The sequence below is a fragment of the Bradyrhizobium sp. NBAIM01 genome, from assembly GCF_020194115.1.
Taxonomy (GTDB): Bacteria; Pseudomonadota; Alphaproteobacteria; order Rhizobiales; family Xanthobacteraceae; genus Bradyrhizobium; species Bradyrhizobium yuanmingense.
Genome location: NZ_JADYVU010000003.1, coordinates 523884 through 539321 on the forward strand (window position 1 = coordinate 523884; position 15438 = coordinate 539321).

The following is a 15438-nucleotide window of genomic DNA, read 5'->3' on the forward strand; positions in this document are numbered from 1 at the left end:
CTTAAATCCGATCCGACCGCGCCGTGCAATTCCCGTTCCCGCCGGCCCTGCCGGCGCAAAACGTGGGACAGCGGGAAAATGCGCCATAAAGGGCTTTTCGAAGCCGTCCGATGTTCCTAAGAACGGCCAAACCGCCGCCGAAAGCCTCGAATCCATGAAGAACGAACCCAAGATCACCCCGGAACTGGTTGCCGCCCACGGGCTCAAGCCCGACGAGTATGAGCGCATCCTGAAGCTGATTGGGCGGGAGCCGACCTTCACCGAGCTCGGCATCTTCTCGGCGATGTGGAACGAGCATTGCTCCTACAAATCCTCGCGCATCCATCTGCGCGGCCTGCCAACCAAGGCGCCCTGGGTGATCCAGGGCCCCGGCGAGAATGCCGGCGTGATCGACATCGGCGACGGCCAGGCTGTGGTCTTCAAGATGGAGAGCCACAACCACCCGAGCTATATCGAGCCGTATCAGGGCGCGACCACCGGCGTCGGCGGCATTTTGCGCGACGTCTTCACCATGGGCGCGCGCCCGATCGCCTGCCTCAATGCGCTGAGCTTCGGCGCGCCCGAGCATCCGAAGACGCGGCATCTCGTCTCCGGCGTGGTGGCGGGCGTCGGCGGCTACGGCAATTCCTTCGGCGTGCCGACGGTGGGCGGCCAGGTGCGCTTCCACACCCGCTACGACGGCAACATCCTCGTCAATGCCATGGCGGTGGGCCTCGCCGATGCCGACAAGATCTTCTATGCGGCAGCCTCCGGCGTGAACATGCCGATCGTCTATTTGGGCTCCAAGACCGGCCGCGACGGCATCCACGGCGCCTCGATGGCATCGGCCGAGTTCGACGACAAGTCCGAGGAGAAGCGCCCGACCGTGCAGGTCGGCGATCCCTTCGCCGAGAAGCTGCTGTTAGAGGCCTGCCTCGAGATCATGGAGAAGGGCTGCGTCATCGCGATCCAGGACATGGGCGCGGCGGGCCTGACCTGCTCGGCGGTGGAGATGGGCGCCAAGGGCGACCTCGGCGTCGACCTCGACCTCGATGCGGTGCCGACCCGCGAGGCCGGCATGAGCGCCTACGAGATGATGCTCTCGGAGAGCCAGGAGCGCATGCTCATGGTGCTCAAGCCCGAGAAGGAGAAGGAAGCCGAGGCGATCTTCACGAAGTGGGGGCTCGATTTTGCGATTGTCGGCTACACCACGCCGAGCAAGCGCTTCGTGGTCAAGCATGGCGGCGACGTCATGGCCGATTTGCCGATCAAGGAGCTCGGCGACGAGGCGCCGGTCTATGATCGCCCGCACGTTCCGTCCACAGCGCTGCCGGTCGTGCATGCCCGCGACGTGCCGGCGCCGATGGGCCTTGGAGCTGCGCTGGAGAAGCTGATCGGCACGCCGGACATGTGCTCCAAGCGCTGGGTGTGGGAGCAGTACGATCACGTCATTCTCGGCAACACCATGCAGCGTCCCGGCGGCGATGCCGCCGTCGTGCGCGTGCAGGACGGGCCGAAGGGCCTCGCGCTCACGGTCGACGTCACGCCGCGCTATTGCGAGGCCGATCCTTATCAAGGCGGGATGCAGGCGGTCGCGGAAGCCTGGCGCAACATCACCGCGGTCGGCGGCAAGCCGCTCGCGATCACCGACAATCTCAACTTCGGCAACCCTGAAAGGCCCGAGATCATGGGCCAGTTCGTCGGCTGCCTCAAGGGCATCTCGGAAGCCTGCCGCACGCTGGACTTCCCGGTCGTGTCCGGCAACGTCTCGCTCTACAACGAGACCAACGGCCGCGCGATCCTGCCGACGCCCTCGATCGGCGGTGTCGGCCTGCTCGACGATTTCACCAAGTCGGCGTCGCTCGCCTTCAAGGCCGAGGGCGAGGCGATCCTCTTAATCGGCGAGACCCATGGCTGGCTCGGCCAATCCGTCTATCTGCGCGACATCTGCGGCCGCGAGGAGGGCGCGCCGCCGCCGGTCGATCTCGCGGCCGAGAAGCGCAACGGCGATTGCGTGCGCGGCATGATCCATGCGGGCACCGCGACCGCCGTGCATGATTTGTCGGACGGCGGCCTCCTGATCGCGCTGGCCGAGATGGCGATGGCGGGCGGCATCGGCGCCAAGCTGCTGGCGGCACCGACTGCGCTGGTGCCGCAGGCCTATTGGTTCGGCGAGGACCAGGCGCGCTATCTCGTCACCGTGCCGGAAACCGAAGCCGGCCGCGTGCTCGCCAAGATGCGCGGCTGCGAGGTGCCCTGCGTGCGGATCGGCACCACCGGCGGCGATGCCATCGCGATCGCGGGCGAGACGCCGGTTACGATCGACAGCTTGCGCAAGTCGTTCGAGCGCTGGCTGCCGGAATATATGAGCGGCAAGGCGGCGTAAGGCGCTGCCACAAATCAGATCTGTAGCCCGGATGGAGCGTAAGCGTAATCCGGGACCGCTATCACTTGTGGCGAGGTCCCGGATTGCGCTGCGCTCCATCCGGGCTACGGACCGAGAGACCGTGCCTCACAACACGCGTGACGCGCCCGGGATCTGCCGCAACGCGCGCGTCAGCGCCCAGCTCGCCGCGACAGTCAGGACGAACCCGACCGTGGCCTTGACGATCGCCGGCAGGTCATAGTCGAACAGCCAGTATTGCAGCCACAGCGCGATCGGATAGTGCACAAGGAACATGCCGAACGCGTCGCCCTGCATTGGATCGAGCAGCCTGGCTGAGCCTGATTGCTTGAATCTCTGGAAAAGGGCCAGGATCAGAAACATGATGGCCACGCTGAAGACGGTGAAGCAGATGGCATAAAGCGCTTCATACCAATCCGGCAACGGCGACGGGTTGCCCAGTATTTCGCGCTTGATGAAGATCAGGCCCCACAACAGGCAATACGGGACGATCGCCAGGACCATCCAGTCCCAGCTGACCTTTGCCATGCGACCGTCGACAGAGAGCAGCCCACGATCCATTTGCGCAACGCCGATGCCGGCACCGAAAAAGAAATAGGTCGCGTACAGCATCACGCGCCCGTGCTGGACCGAGAACGGCCCGAACTCGAACCAGCTGCTGTGTCCGTAGTGAACCAGCCCGGGAATGTAGAACGCGGCGGTGACCGCCAGCATGACCGCAAAGAACACGGCGGGCCGGCGGCGACCATGTAGCGAGAGGCGATTGATCGGATCGAGCAGGTTGGGTGACAGCCGGTACAAAAGGCAGGCAACCAGGTCGAAGGCGAACAAGACCCACAGGAACCAGATCGGCCCGCTCGGCCACGGGCCCTTCGTGACCATATTCCACCAGAATTCCGCAAAACCGATCTCGGGATGGTGCCGCAGGGAGATCGCGTAATACGCGAGCGGAATGACTGTAAAGGCGCAGATCGCGAAGGGTAGGCCAAGCCGAAGCAGGCGATCTGCCAAATAGCTCCGGACTCCCTTCCGGGCGATGCCGGACCAGGCGAACAGTCCCGACAGGAAGAAGAACATCGCCATGAAGAAGCTGTCGGTGGCGAGCACGATCATGTCGAAGCCGAAGAAATAACTCGGATCGGTATGCCCGAAATAGGTATAGGGGATCACCGCGTGATGCAGCAGCACCACCAGAGTGAGGAAGGTGCGGGCGCGATCGATCGCCAAATTGCGCACCTTGCTCGTGGGCGCGGCATGCACCTCCGCGCCGATCGTCGCTGAATGTGACATCGTCATCGTGGCCGCCCCGATCCTGACCTCGGCTGGACTCTGCCGCCGGGAACTCGATTCAGCAAGGGCCGTTTGTTTCGGAGGTCGCCCCCGACTACCTCTAGGAACCAGTTCCTCGCAGCAATGTTAGCGTTCGCCGAAAACAGCGTAGGCCGTGAGACGCGGCAGTTCGGAGCTGGCGATGTCGATCCTGAAATGGGCGCTGATCTTCCTCCTTGTCTCGATCGTGGCCGGCGTGCTCGGCTTCACCGGCATCTCGGCCGCCTCGGCCGACATCGCCCGCTTCCTGTTCTACGTCTTCGTCGTGATCTTCCTGGTGCTGCTGATATTGGGACTCACGATCTTCAGGGCGTAGCTGATTCAGCCCTCTCCGCCGTCATGGCCGGCTCGACCCGGCCATCCACGCCTTACCGCGTGCAGAACGTGGATGCCCGGGCATGACGGTCGTGGGTTGCGGCGCTTATTCCACTTCCTCGATCTTCACCTTGTCCGGATAGAACGCGAGATGGCCTGAAATCTCCGTCATCGCGGGGAAGGGTGTCTCGTAGGTCCAGATCGCGTTGTCCAGCGTCTTGCCGTCGGCCTTGACGCTGTAATAGTTCGCGTCCCCCTTGTAGGGGCAATGGGTGACGCGGTCGGTACGCTCCAACAGGGCCATGTTGGCGTCCTCCCGCGGTACATATTGCACTGCCGGATATCTGGCCTCCTTCAAGGTCAGCGCCTTGCTGGTCTCGGCGATCACGATGTCGCCCGCCGTGACGCGGACGCGCCGGGGATTTGGGGTGATGGTGATCGGGTGGTCGGGCCCTGGAAGCTTCATGATTTCACGCCTTTTCGATCAATCTGCCGCGCGCGGCACTTTGTCGTGCCTTTGTCCTGATGGGATCAGGGATATAGTGCCGGAAAGCGTGACGTAGAAGGCCGTTCACGCTAAGTTTGACCTTGCCGGCGAGGGGACCCCCGGCAGCGATTCGATGATGAGGCTGCTTTGCAGCCGAGATAAGGAGCAAGACCCGAATGCCCATGGACGCCCACGATATCGAGGCGATGATCAAGGCAGCGATCCCCGATGCCGAGGTGACCATCCGTGACCTCGCCGGCGACGGCGACCACTATGCCGCGACCGTGATCTCGGAATCCTTCCGTGGCAAATCGCGCGTCCAGCAGCACCAGATCGTCTACCAGTCCCTGCGCGGCCAGATGGGCGGCGTGCTGCACGCGCTGGCGCTGCAAACCGGCGTGCCAGGTACTTGACGAAGCTGCACCTCACCTGACCAGCGCCACGAGGGGACGATGATGGCTGCGGACAATCCGCACGGCGCGATGTTCCGCGTCATTGTGCCGAACCAGCACAGCCGCGTCACTTTCGTCGAGCTGTTCTTCGACCTTGTCTTCGTCTTCGCCGTCACGCAGATATCGCACACGCTGCTGCACCATTTCACGCCGCTCGGCGCCGTGCACGTCGCGGTGCTGTTTCTCGCGGTGTGGTGGCTGTGGGTTTTCACCGCCTGGGTTACCAACTGGCTCAATCCCGAGCTGACCCCGGTCCGGCTCCTGCTCTTTGCGATGATGTTGGGCGGCCTCGTGCTGTCGACCACGATCCCGACCGCCTTCGAGGGCCGTGGCCTGTGGTTCGCGATTGCCTATGCGGCCATGCAGGTGGGGCGTACCGCGTTCTGGCTGCTCGCAACGCCGCTGCATCGAACAGCGGTGCGGCATAACGCAATCCGCATCCTGACCTGGCTGTCGATCTCCGCGGCGTTGTGGATCGCGGGCGGCCTGGCCGAGGGCGAGAGGCGGCTATGGCTGTGGATCGCGGCGGTTACCTGGGAATACATCTCGCCGGCCGCGCGGTTCTGGGTGCCGAAGCTGGGCTTTTCTTCCGTTGAGGCCTGGGCGGTCGAAGGCGGCCATATGGCCGAGCGTTGCGGTCTATTCGTCATCATCGCGCTCGGCGAGGCCATTATCGTCAACGGCGCGACCTTCGCTGAACTGGAGTGGACCGCGAGCAACATTCTCGCCTTCGTCTCAGCGCTGGTCGGCGCCATCGCGATGTGGTGGATCTATTTCCACAAGGGCGCGGAGGCCGGCTTGGAGCGGATCTCGAAGTCAAGCGAGTCCGGCCGCCTGGCGCGGCTCGCCTACACCTATCTGCATATGCCGATCATCGCCGGCATCATCCTGACCGCGGTCTCGGACGAACTGGTGCTGAAGCATCCGTCCGGCCATTCCGACGTCCGCACGGTTCTGAGCACGATCGGCGGCCCCCTGGTGTTTCTGATCGGCACCATCCTGTTCAAGCACGCGGTCCGCGGCTTCCTCCAGCTTTCGCACGGCATCGGCATCATCGCGCTATTGGTGCTGTGGTGGTTTGCGTCGGATTTGTCGCCGCTGTGGCTCTCGATCGCGACGAGCGCCATTTTGATCGTGGTGGCGGTGTGGGAGTCGGTGTCGCTGGGGTCGGCGCCCGAAGAAGCCGAGGAGCATTGACGTCCGGCTCTACTCCGCGACCTCCAGCGCGTGCACCGAGAACATCTTCGCCGCATCCGTCCAGCTCTCGCGGACCCGCCAGCCCGCGCCCTGGGCCAGCGCGGCAAAACGCGCGATGCTGTATTTGTAGCTGTTCTCTGTGTGGATGCTTTCGCCCGGGCGGAACGAGAAGCTGGTGCCCAGCAGGCGCACGGTCTGGCTCTTCCTGCTGATCAGGTGCATCTCGATGCGGTGCCGCTCGCGGTTGTAGATCGCGCGATGGGTGAAGGCGGACAGGTCGAAATTGCCGCCGAGCTCGCGGTTGATGCGCACCAGCACATTGAGGTTGAAGCGCGCGGTGACGCCGGCCGCATCGTTATAGGCGTCGAAGAGGATCCGCTCGTCCTTCTCGAGATCGGCGCCGATGATCATCTGCGCGCCCTTGCCGAGGATCTTGCGCGCGCTTTTCAGGAAGGCCTGCGCTTCCTGCGGCTCGAAATTGCCGATGGTGGAGCCGGGGAAGAAGCCGACCTTCGGCATGGATGCAACCTGCTTGGGCAGCTCGAACGGCGTCGTGAAATCGGCCGCCACCGGATAGATGCCGAGCGCCGGGAAATCCCGCTTCAGGCCGCTCGCCTGTGCCTTCAGGAAGTCGCCGGAGATGTCGACGGGGACATAGGCTGCGAATTTGCACTGATCGAGCAGCAGGCGCACCTTCGTGGTCGCGCCGGCGCCGAACTCGACCAGCGCGGCGTGCTCCGGGATGATGCTTGCGATCTCGCTTCCGCGCTCCTTCAGGATCGATAGCTCGGTGCGCGTCGGATAATATTCCGGCAGCTTGGTGATCGCCTCGAACAGCTCCGATCCGGTCGCGTCGTAGAAGTATTTCGGCGACAGCTTTTTCGGCTGCTGCGAGAGGTCCTCGATGGCCTCGCGGGCAAAGGCGGTGGTCTGCTCGTCGGGAAGATGGGCCTCGGCCAAAGCGCTGGCGTGCACATTCATGATACTCTCCTGAACGCGCTGTCCGGCGCGCATCTGTCGTCGGAATACTTAGTCGTAATCGGCAAGCCGCAACCCGGTGAACTGCCAGCGGTGGTGCGGATAGAAGAAGTTGCGATAGGTGGTACGACTGTGGCCCTGCGGAGTTGCAAGCGAGGAGCCGCGCAGCACCAGCTGGTTGACCATGAACTTGCCGTTGTACTCGCCGAGCGCGCCTTCGACGGCGCGATAGCCGGGGTAGGGCGCGTAGGAGCTGCGGGTCCATTGCCAGACGAGGCCGAAGGCGTCGTTGAGCTGGCCAGCGCGGGCCGCGACCTCCCATTCCATCTCGGTCGGCAGGTGTTTTCCGGACCAGCGCGCGAACGCATCCGCTTCGTAATAGCTGATGTGGCAGACCGGCGCGTCCGGATCGACCGGCTTGAGGCCGGCCAGCGTCATCACCTGCCATGCGCCGTCGACCTCGCGCCAATAGCCGGGGGCTTGCCAGTCTTCCTTGCTGGCCGCGGCAAAGCCGTCCATCAGCCACAGGGTTGCGGTCCGGTAGCCGCCGTCCTGCATGAAGGCGAGCCACTCGGCATTGGTGACCAGATTGCGGGCGATCCTGACCGGGCCGACCAGGGCGCGGTGCGCCGGCTTCTCGTTGTCGAAATGAAAGCCGTCGTCGACATGGCCGACGGTGTGGATGCCTTCGTTCAGCGTCAGCCAGTCATCGCCGCCGCGCGTTGCGGCCGGGAAGCGCCAGGCCGGGTCATACGCCGGATAGATCGGGTTCTGCGCAAAGGCATGCAGGATGTCGGTGAACATCAGCTCCTGATGCTGCTGCTCGTGATTGAGCCCGACCTCGACCAGCGGCGCGATTGCGCGGAGCTTGTCCGCGCCGGCCTCGCGGAAGAATTTGCCGACGGCCGTATCGACGTATTTGCGATAGGCGCCGACCTCGTCGGCGCTGGGGCGGGTGATGTCGCCGCGATGATTGCGAGCATGTCGCGGGCCGGCGCTGACGTAGTAGGAATTGAACAGGAACGCGAAATCGGGGTGGAAGGGCCGGTAGCCCGCAGCATGCTCGCCGAGCAGGAATTGCTCCCAGAACCAGGTCGTATGGGCCCGGTGCCATTTGGTCGGGCTGGCATCCGGCATGGACTGGATCTGCTGGTCCTCGGGCGACAGCGGTGCGGCCCGGCGTTCGGTCTCATTGCGGACAGTCGAGAACGCCGCTTCCAGCCGCTGGGCGAGGTCGTCCTCGCGGGAGGACGGTGACGAACGCAGGGAGGCCGTGGCTGAGGCTTGTTTCGTCACGTTTTTCTCCAGACAGGACAAGAGAACGTTGTTCGCACGACCCGGTTCCATGAACAGGGTTCGTCCTAGATAGGGGCTCCGTTACGGTATGAAAGTCCTCTGCGGCGATGATATTGATGTCATCAGCCTATGGACCCGGCTGGGGTCAATCCGGCAGGCGGGGACCCGTCGCCGCCATTTTACTTTGGATGCACAACGGTTTGGGCTACATATATGGGCAGGTATCGGGTTAAATCGGCTGAGCCGGCCCGAAGCAATTGGTGAGGGCTCTGCCCCAGAAGGACACGGATATGAGCATCGCGGAATTCATCGACAATGAAGTGAAGTCGAACGACGTGGTTCTGTTCATGAAGGGGACGCCGCAATTTCCGCAGTGCGGTTTCTCCGGCCAGGTGGTCCAGATCCTCGACCATATCGGTGTCGGCTATAAGGGGCTCAACGTTCTCGAATCCGCCGAGCTGCGCAACGGCATCAAGGAATATTCGAACTGGCCGACCATCCCGCAGCTCTACGTGAAGGGCGAGTTCATCGGCGGCTGCGACATCGTCCGCGAGATGTTCCAGGCCGGCGAATTGCAGCAGCTCTTCTCCGAGAAGGGCGTCGTCGTCGCGGCCTGACACGTGACCGTGCTGACGCGCCGGATTGGCGGCGCGGAGCTCGAGGTCATCGTCGCCGATATCACCACACTCGGCGTTGACGCCATCGTCAACGCCGCGAACACGTCGCTCCTTGGCGGGGGCGGCGTGGATGGCGCGATCCATGACGCCGCTGGTCCCGAGCTTCTCGCCGAATGTCAGACGCTCGGGGGATGCCCGACCGGCGATGCCAAGATTACGAAGGGCTATCGTCTGCCCGCCCGATACGTGATCCATGCCGTCGGTCCGGTCTGGCACGGCGGCACTCGCGGCGAGGCGGCGGCACTTCGTTCCTGTTACCGCCGTGCGCTGGAGCTCTCCCAGGCCAATGGGCTGACTTCGCTGGCGTTCTCCGCGATCTCGACCGGCGTATATCGTTTTCCTGCCGACCAGGCGGCAAAGATCGCGGTCCATGCCGCCATCGAAGCCCTGCCTGCTGCGCCGTTGGTTGCGCACGTCATATTTTGTTGTTTCTCGGAGGCAAGCGCCGCCCTCCATTCGGATGTCTTGGCGCGGTACGGCAGCCCTTGTGCCTGATGACGCGGTCGGTACACTCCGAGGCGCCATGTTCCGGGGAGGGGATATGATTTCACAATTTGGACTGCGTGCGCTCGCCTGCGGCGCGTTGGTGTCGCTTGCCGCGATCTCGCCGGCGCGCGCGGAGGGCACTTACGAGATTCCGGCCGGCGCACGTTTCAACCAGGAGAAGCTCGGCAGGATCACCGAGTTCTTCAAGAACGAGGTTGCGACGGGCAAGATCGCCGGTGCAAACGTGCTGATCCAGCAGCATGGCAAGCCGGTCTATCACGAAGTCTTCGGCGTTCAGGACGTGGTCAGCAAGGCTCCGATCACGGACAAGACCATCTTCCGCCTGTTCTCGATGACCAAGGCGATCACTGCGGTGGTCTCGATGCAATTGGTCGAGGAGGGCAAGATCAAGCTGGACGATCCCGTCTCGAAATACATTCCCTCCTTCGCCAATGTGAAGGTCGGTGTCGAGAAGAAGGCGGAGGACGGCACGAAATCCCTCGAGCTGGTGCCGCCGAAGCGGCCGATGACCGTGCACGATCTGATGACGCACACCTCGGGCATCACCTACGGCTTCTACGGCGACAGCCTGGTCCGCAAGGCCTATCGCGAGGCCAACATCTATGCCGGCGACTTCGATCTGGCCGAGTTCGCCGAACGAATCGCCAAGCTGCCGTTGCACAACCAGCCGGGCGCGCTCTGGCAATACGGCCACTCGACCGACGTGCTGGCGCGTGTGATGGAGGTCGCCGCCGGCAAGCCGCTGATCGACATCATGCGCGAGAAGCTGCTCGATCCTCTCGGCATGGTCGATACCGGCTTCTTGGTCACGGACCCCGCGAAGCAGAAGCTTCTGGCCCAGCCCGTGCCGAACGATGCCGATTTCCGCGTCGGCCGCATCAATGATCCGACGGTCGTCAAGAAGATCCAGTTCGCCAGCGGCGGCATGGTCACGACCATGGCGGATTACAGGCGCTTTTCGCAGATGCTGCTCAATGGCGGCAGTCTCGACGGCAAGACCATCCTCAAGCCCGAGACGTTCAAGCTGATGACCACTGATCAGGTCGGCCCCGGCTCCGGCGTCGAGCGCGACTATTTCTATTTCCCCGGCGACGGCTTTGGCTTCGGCCTTGGGCTTGCGGTCCGTACCGAGCCCGGCAATGCCAAGCCGCCGCCGCCCGGCAACCTCGGCGAACTCAAATGGGACGGCGCCTCCGGCTGCTATTTCGTGATCGACCCCAAGCAGGACATGTTCTTCGTGCTGCTGGAGCAGACCCCGAGCGAGCGCCAGCGCGTGCAGCGGACATTGAAGCAGCTGGTTTATGAAGCCATGGAGAAGTGACATGAACGGGCGCCGCGCGCTGTTCGCGGCGCTCGTTCTTTTGTTCGGCGCCGTAAGTGCGCGGGCGGGCTCGGAGGGCCGCGCGCACAGATTCACGCCCGAAGGCCTGGCAAAAGTCTCCGACTACATCAGGAATGAGATCGCGACCGGCAAATTTCCGGGAGCGATTCTGCTGCTCCAGCAACACGGCAAGCCGGTCTACTGCGAGAATTTCGGCGTCCGCGACGTCGCGACCCAACTTTCGATGAGTGCGGACACGATCTTCCGCCTCTATTCGATGACCAAGCCGATCACCTCGGTCCTGGCGATGATGCTGGTCGAGGAGGGTAAGCTTGCGATCAGCGATCCCGTCTCGAAATACATTCCGGCCTTTGCCGGCATGAAGGTCGGCGTCGAGAAGAAGGCCGAGGACGACAAGGTCTCACTGGAGTTGGAGCCGCTCAAACGTCCGGTGACGATCGAGGATTTGATGCGGCATACCGCCGGGATCCCTTACGGCTATTATGGCGGGGACCTGGTGAACAAGCTCTATGCCGACGCCGGACTGTTCGACAGGAATTCGACCAATGCCGAATTCGTCGCGAAGATCACCACGCTTCCGCTCGCCGAACAGCCCGGCACGATCTGGGACTACGGCCACTCCACCGACGTGCTCGGGCGCATCATCGAGGTGATCTCGGGGACATCGCTGCTCGAGTTCGCGAAGACGCGGCTGCTCGATCCACTCGGGATGAAGGACACGGCGTTCTACGTCGCCGATTCCGCCCAATGGCCGCGTATCGCCGAGCCGATGCCGCAGGATCGGGCGATCAGCCCGATCACGCAGGTTCGCGATATCAGGAAACCGCTGCGATGGGAGTCGGGCGGCGGCGGCCTCGTCGGCACGGTCGGCGATTATGCCCGCTTCTCGCAAATGCTGCTCAACGGCGGCACGCTTGAAGGTCGACGCTATTTGAAGCCGGAAACCATCGCCTTGATGGCGAGGGATCATATCGGTCCCGAAACCCGCGTCGAGCGCGACAAGCACTACTATCCGGGTGAGACCAGCGGCTACGGCCTCGGCTTCGCCGTACGTACCGCAGTGCCGCCGGGCACGAACTGGCCGCTTGGCGAATATCGCTGGGACGGCGTTGGCGGCACCTTCTTCTTCATCGATCCCGAAGACGACCTGTTCGGAATCTTCATGGTGCAGACCCCCTCGCAGCGCGGCCGGATCCAGCTCGAGCTGAAGACGCTGATCTATCAGGCGATGGGGCGGTGAGACCTCTCCCCCTTTGCGTAGCCGGATGGAGCGAAGCGCAATCCGGGACGTCCTCACCGCGTGGATAGATCCCGGATTTCGCTGCGCTCCATCCGGGCTACGGGGCTGAGCTTTACGCCCCGCGCACGATCTCGCGCACGTACCCGATCGTCTCCTCGATCTGGCTCGCATTGACGTCCAGATGGGTGCAGGCGCGGATGCGGCCGTCCATCATCGCGAGCGTCACGCCGCGCTGACGGAGGGCCGAGACCATCTTGTCGCCGGGAATGCCGGCGCCGTCGGGCTTGAAGAACACGAGATTGGTCTCGGGCTCCTGCACCTCCATGCCCGAGATCTGCGACAGGCCGCGGGCGAGCGCGCGCGCATTGGCGTGGTCGTCGGCCAGGCGCTCGACGTGGTGGTCGAGAGCATAGATGCACGCTGCGGCGCAGATGCCGGCCTGCCGCATCGAGCCGCCGAGCCGCTGCTTCCACTGCCAGACCGCGTCGATGAAGGCGCGCGAGCCTGCGAGCACGCCGCCGATCGGTGCGCCCAGGCCCTTGGAGAAGTCGATCCAGGCCGAGTCCCAGCCCGCGGTCATGTCGCGTGGCGAGATGCCGCTCGCGACCGTGGCGTTGAGCAGGCGCGCGCCGTCCATATGGGTGACGAGGTCGTGCTGCCTGGCGATCGCGACGATCTCGTCGAGCACCGCCTTCTTCCAGATCGTGCCGCCGCCGATATTGGCGGTCTGCTCGACGCTGACGACGGTCTGCGGCGGCTGGTACCGCGTGCGCGGATGCAGCGCCTTGCGAAGGGTCTCCGGCGTGAACTGGCCATCGGGGCCCTTGAGCTGGGTGACCTGGAAACCGCCGATTGCGGCATGCGCGCCGCCTTCGCGCGCGATGATATGCGCGGTCTCATGGGCGAGGATCTCGTCGCCGGGGCGGCAATGCACCAGCGTCGCGGTGACGTTGCACATCGTGCCCGAGGGCATGTAGACCGCAGCTTCCTTGCCGAGCAGATCGGCCACGCGCTCGCACAGCGCGTTCACGGTCGGATCGTCGCCGACCTGTTCGTCGCCGACTTCCGCCCGCGCCATCGCCTCCCGCATCCCTGCCGTCGGCTTGGTCTGCGTGTCCGAGAGCAGATTGATGCGCACCGGCGGCGCCTTGGGATCGACGGGGGGAGGGGTGTAGAGCATGGCGTGTCTCATCTCTAGTCGAACAATTGCGACGTATTGCGTGCGTGCCCCGATGACCTGTACTAGCCACGAGAACGTTGAGCGACGCGCTGTCGCGCGGCGAGGAGGATGTCGTCTGGCGTGTCTGCTGTGAAGATATTGCAATCGGGCAGAGCGAACAGCCCCTGATATCGGCAGATCTGCTCGGCGCGGGAGAGGGCCTCCCACGCGCGAAGCGCCGCTTCAGTCGGCGTTGCAGAAGGCAGAGTGTTGGCGAACTGGTCGGCCGCGCGAGACATCGATGACATGCTACCAAACAAAAAGGCCCCGGAGAACCGGAGCCTTTTGAATGTCGATCTGCCGAAACTTATCAGCGCGAATAGAATTCGACGACCAGATGCGGCTCCATCTGCACCGGGAACGGCACGTCGGAGAGGCCGGGGATGCGGGCGTACTTCGCGGTCATCTTGCCGTGGTCGACTTCGAGATAGTCGGGGACCTCGCGCTCGGGAAGCTGGCTGGCTTCGAGCACGTGGGCGAGCTGCTTGGAGGCTTCCTTGACCTCGACCACGTCGCCGACCTTGAGCTGATAGCTCGAAATGTTGACCTTGCGGCCGTTCACCTTGATGTGGCCGTGGTTGATGAACTGGCGTGCGGCGAAGATCGTGGAGACGAACTTGGCGCGGTACACGACCGCGTCGAGACGACGCTCCAGCAGGCCGATCAGGTTCTCGCCGGTGTCACCCTTGAGGCGGCTGGCCTCGACATAGATGCCGTGGAACTGACGCTCGGAGATGTTGGCGTAATAGCCCTTCAGCTTCTGCTTGGCGCGCAGCTGCACGCCGAAGTCGGAGAGCTTGCCCTTGCGGCGCTGGCCATGCTGGCCGGGGCCGTATTCGCGGCGGTTGACGGGACTCTTCGGGCGGCCCCAGATGTTCTGGCCCATACGGCGATCGATCTTGTACTTCGCCTCACTGCGCTTAGTCATCGCGTCCTCTTCAGGTCATGGTTTGAGGAAACGCGCCCTCCTGTGTGACGGGATGATCCCGGCACCGACAGGTCCGATCCCCAAAGCTTAAGGGAGAGGACCACGGGTCGCGAAACGCTTCGCGGGCCGAAATCGGCCCGCGAGCAGGCGGCTTTTAGGGGAGTTTGGGGTTGGCTGTCAATTCTTTAGCCTGTCATTCCGGGACCTGCGACGACGGTATTCTTATGTCCTGACCGCCCGGACCGGCTTTGACCCCGCCGCCCGCAATTCGGCAGCAATTTCAGTGTTCAGGACCTGTTCCAGCCGGGTCAGGACCCGCGCGATCGGGGCGGCGTCGGTGACGCGGTGGTCCCAGCGGATCACGACATGGATGGTCTGATCTGGCTCGACCAGCCCATAGCTCAGGACAAAGGGGCCCGGCGTGATCGGGTGGAGCTCGCCGCCGCCGTAGGCGGCGACCGAGCTTACCGCAAAGCTGCCGAACCAGTTACCGCGCTGACGGCCGAAATTCAGACCGATGGCCAAGGACAGGCGCCGCAATGGCAACGGCAGGCGGGTCGCCCGCATGATCTTGCGGTACATCGGAACATCCTCGATCGGGGCCGTCTTGCCGCGTCGGATTTCCGCATCGACTTCTGCCAGCGAAAGAGCCTCGGGACCCGCGATTCGCTGCAGCAGCACGCATTCCTCGCCATCCTCGACCCGCGCGATCGCGACCGTCGCCACGCTCTTTGGAAGCTCATACAGAGCCGGCCAGGGCCATTTGACGTAAAGGGTGCGCAGGATCGGCTCGTCCTTTGCAACCAGGGCGAAAGCCTTGACGAACATCGCGGCCCAGCCGGCGGGCGCGGCCGCGTCCGCGCGGGCCTCCAGCAGGGGGCGGATATTGAGCGAACGGGCCAATGAAACGAAAGGTACGCCCTTCGAGGCGTGCATGAGGTCGCAGATCACACGACGACGCAGCGAAATGGTCTTGGGCGTCCCGCGCATAGGCCTCCGGTTCCAAATCAAAAGATCAAAATATGTGCAACGAGCGGGGCCCGCCTGCTCGCTCTAGCACGAACCAACCCGCTTGGGGCCGGTCGGTT

At 63.8% G+C, this 15438-nt stretch carries 16 protein-coding genes; 8 read left to right on the forward strand and 8 right to left on the reverse strand.

Annotated features, from left to right (window positions below; all coding sequences use genetic code 11):
• The first annotated feature begins 154 nt into the window (after positions 1-154).
• Positions 155-2365, forward strand: coding sequence for a phosphoribosylformylglycinamidine synthase subunit PurL (purL, locus tag I6F31_RS13270; RefSeq protein WP_225139769.1), 2211 nt, complete (start codon positions 155-157; stop codon positions 2363-2365).
• A 126-nt stretch (positions 2366-2491) separates the two neighbouring features.
• Here purL and I6F31_RS13275 read toward each other — a convergent pair whose 3' ends face one another.
• Positions 2492-3679 carry an acyltransferase gene (locus tag I6F31_RS13275; RefSeq protein WP_225139770.1) on the reverse strand — a complete coding sequence of 396 codons (1188 nt, stop codon included), beginning with the start codon at positions 3677-3679 and terminating at the stop codon, positions 2492-2494.
• Positions 3680-3854: 175 nt separating this feature from the next.
• Between I6F31_RS13275 and I6F31_RS13280 the strand changes: the two genes are divergently transcribed.
• Positions 3855-4028 carry a DUF1328 domain-containing protein gene (locus I6F31_RS13280; RefSeq protein ID WP_157280741.1) on the forward strand — a complete coding sequence of 58 codons (174 nt, stop codon included), beginning with the start codon at positions 3855-3857 and terminating at the stop codon, positions 4026-4028.
• Positions 4029-4133: 105 nt separating this feature from the next.
• Here the strand turns inward: I6F31_RS13280 and I6F31_RS13285 are convergent, their stop codons facing one another.
• Positions 4134-4493 carry a DUF427 domain-containing protein gene (locus I6F31_RS13285; protein ID WP_225139771.1) on the reverse strand — a complete coding sequence of 120 codons (360 nt, stop codon included), beginning with the start codon at positions 4491-4493 and terminating at the stop codon, positions 4134-4136.
• Between the two features lie 197 nt (positions 4494-4690).
• Between I6F31_RS13285 and I6F31_RS13290 the strand changes: the two genes are divergently transcribed.
• Positions 4691-4927 carry a BolA family transcriptional regulator gene (locus tag I6F31_RS13290; protein WP_011088461.1) on the forward strand — a complete coding sequence of 79 codons (237 nt, stop codon included), beginning with the start codon at positions 4691-4693 and terminating at the stop codon, positions 4925-4927.
• Positions 4928-4969: 42 nt separating this feature from the next.
• Positions 4970-6163, forward strand: a complete 1194-nt coding sequence (locus tag I6F31_RS13295) for a low temperature requirement protein A (RefSeq protein ID WP_225147607.1) — start codon at positions 4970-4972, stop codon at positions 6161-6163.
• Positions 6164-6172: 9 nt separating this feature from the next.
• On the opposite strand, the gene egtD is transcribed toward I6F31_RS13295, so the two are convergent.
• Both egtD and egtB read right to left on the reverse strand, forming a co-directional pair.
• Positions 6173-7144, reverse strand: coding sequence for an L-histidine N(alpha)-methyltransferase (egtD, locus tag I6F31_RS13300; RefSeq protein WP_192893154.1), 972 nt, complete (start codon positions 7142-7144; stop codon positions 6173-6175).
• A gap of 48 nt (positions 7145-7192) precedes the next feature.
• Complete coding sequence (gene egtB, locus I6F31_RS13305; RefSeq protein WP_225185520.1) at positions 7193-8488, reverse strand: ergothioneine biosynthesis protein EgtB; 1296 nt, start codon at positions 8486-8488, stop codon at positions 7193-7195.
• 239 nt (positions 8489-8727) lie between these two features.
• Here egtB and grxD point away from each other — a divergent pair, with 239 nt between their 5' ends.
• The 4 genes from grxD to I6F31_RS13325 are packed head-to-tail and all read left to right on the forward strand — an operon-like array spanning position 8728 to position 12203.
• A complete protein-coding gene (grxD, locus tag I6F31_RS13310) occupies positions 8728-9054 on the forward strand; it encodes a Grx4 family monothiol glutaredoxin (protein WP_018647423.1) in 327 nt (108 codons plus the stop codon).
• A gap of 3 nt (positions 9055-9057) precedes the next feature.
• Positions 9058-9609, forward strand: a complete 552-nt coding sequence (locus I6F31_RS13315) for an O-acetyl-ADP-ribose deacetylase (protein ID WP_109143232.1) — start codon at positions 9058-9060, stop codon at positions 9607-9609.
• Positions 9610-9655: 46 nt separating this feature from the next.
• On the forward strand, positions 9656-10942 hold the full coding sequence (locus I6F31_RS13320; protein ID WP_036012922.1) for a serine hydrolase domain-containing protein: 1287 nt from the start codon (positions 9656-9658) through the stop codon (positions 10940-10942).
• A 1-nt stretch (position 10943) separates the two neighbouring features.
• Positions 10944-12203: a serine hydrolase domain-containing protein gene (locus I6F31_RS13325; protein WP_225139774.1), complete on the forward strand. Its 1260-nt coding sequence runs from the start codon at positions 10944-10946 to the stop codon at positions 12201-12203.
• Between the two features lie 112 nt (positions 12204-12315).
• Here the strand turns inward: I6F31_RS13325 and I6F31_RS13330 are convergent, their stop codons facing one another.
• The 4 genes from I6F31_RS13330 to I6F31_RS13345 form a co-directional block, all read right to left on the reverse strand.
• A complete protein-coding gene (locus I6F31_RS13330) occupies positions 12316-13383 on the reverse strand; it encodes a threonine aldolase family protein (protein WP_036027826.1) in 1068 nt (355 codons plus the stop codon).
• Between the two features lie 62 nt (positions 13384-13445).
• Complete coding sequence (locus I6F31_RS13335; RefSeq protein WP_225132719.1) at positions 13446-13661, reverse strand: hypothetical protein; 216 nt, start codon at positions 13659-13661, stop codon at positions 13446-13448.
• A 71-nt stretch (positions 13662-13732) separates the two neighbouring features.
• Positions 13733-14350 carry a 30S ribosomal protein S4 gene (rpsD, locus tag I6F31_RS13340; protein ID WP_036012915.1) on the reverse strand — a complete coding sequence of 206 codons (618 nt, stop codon included), beginning with the start codon at positions 14348-14350 and terminating at the stop codon, positions 13733-13735.
• A 222-nt stretch (positions 14351-14572) separates the two neighbouring features.
• Positions 14573-15340, reverse strand: coding sequence for an acyltransferase (locus I6F31_RS13345; RefSeq protein WP_036012914.1), 768 nt, complete (start codon positions 15338-15340; stop codon positions 14573-14575).
• Positions 15341-15438 lie beyond the last annotated feature (98 nt).

Bases quoted from the DNA above. Each gene is read 5' to 3' on its own strand.
- purL (WP_225139769.1), top strand. From the start codon at position 155: ATGAAGAACGAACCCAAGATCACCCCGGAACTGGTTGCCGCCCACGGG.
- I6F31_RS13275 (WP_225139770.1), bottom strand. From the start codon at position 3,679: ATGACGATGTCACATTCAGCGACGATCGGCGCGGAGGTGCATGCCGCG.
- I6F31_RS13280 (WP_157280741.1), top strand. From the start codon at position 3,855: ATGTCGATCCTGAAATGGGCGCTGATCTTCCTCCTTGTCTCGATCGTG.
- I6F31_RS13285 (WP_225139771.1), bottom strand. From the start codon at position 4,493: ATGAAGCTTCCAGGGCCCGACCACCCGATCACCATCACCCCAAATCCC.
- I6F31_RS13290 (WP_011088461.1), top strand. From the start codon at position 4,691: ATGCCCATGGACGCCCACGATATCGAGGCGATGATCAAGGCAGCGATC.
- I6F31_RS13295 (WP_225147607.1), top strand. From the start codon at position 4,970: ATGGCTGCGGACAATCCGCACGGCGCGATGTTCCGCGTCATTGTGCCG.
- egtD (WP_192893154.1), bottom strand. From the start codon at position 7,144: ATGAATGTGCACGCCAGCGCTTTGGCCGAGGCCCATCTTCCCGACGAG.
- egtB (WP_225185520.1), bottom strand. From the start codon at position 8,488: ATGGAACCGGGTCGTGCGAACAACGTTCTCTTGTCCTGTCTGGAGAAA.
- grxD (WP_018647423.1), top strand. From the start codon at position 8,728: ATGAGCATCGCGGAATTCATCGACAATGAAGTGAAGTCGAACGACGTG.
- I6F31_RS13320 (WP_036012922.1), top strand. From the start codon at position 9,656: ATGATTTCACAATTTGGACTGCGTGCGCTCGCCTGCGGCGCGTTGGTG.
- I6F31_RS13325 (WP_225139774.1), top strand. From the start codon at position 10,944: ATGAACGGGCGCCGCGCGCTGTTCGCGGCGCTCGTTCTTTTGTTCGGC.
- I6F31_RS13330 (WP_036027826.1), bottom strand. From the start codon at position 13,383: ATGCTCTACACCCCTCCCCCCGTCGATCCCAAGGCGCCGCCGGTGCGC.
- I6F31_RS13335 (WP_225132719.1), bottom strand. From the start codon at position 13,661: ATGTCTCGCGCGGCCGACCAGTTCGCCAACACTCTGCCTTCTGCAACG.
- rpsD (WP_036012915.1), bottom strand. From the start codon at position 14,350: ATGACTAAGCGCAGTGAGGCGAAGTACAAGATCGATCGCCGTATGGGC.
- I6F31_RS13345 (WP_036012914.1), bottom strand. From the start codon at position 15,340: ATGCGCGGGACGCCCAAGACCATTTCGCTGCGTCGTCGTGTGATCTGC.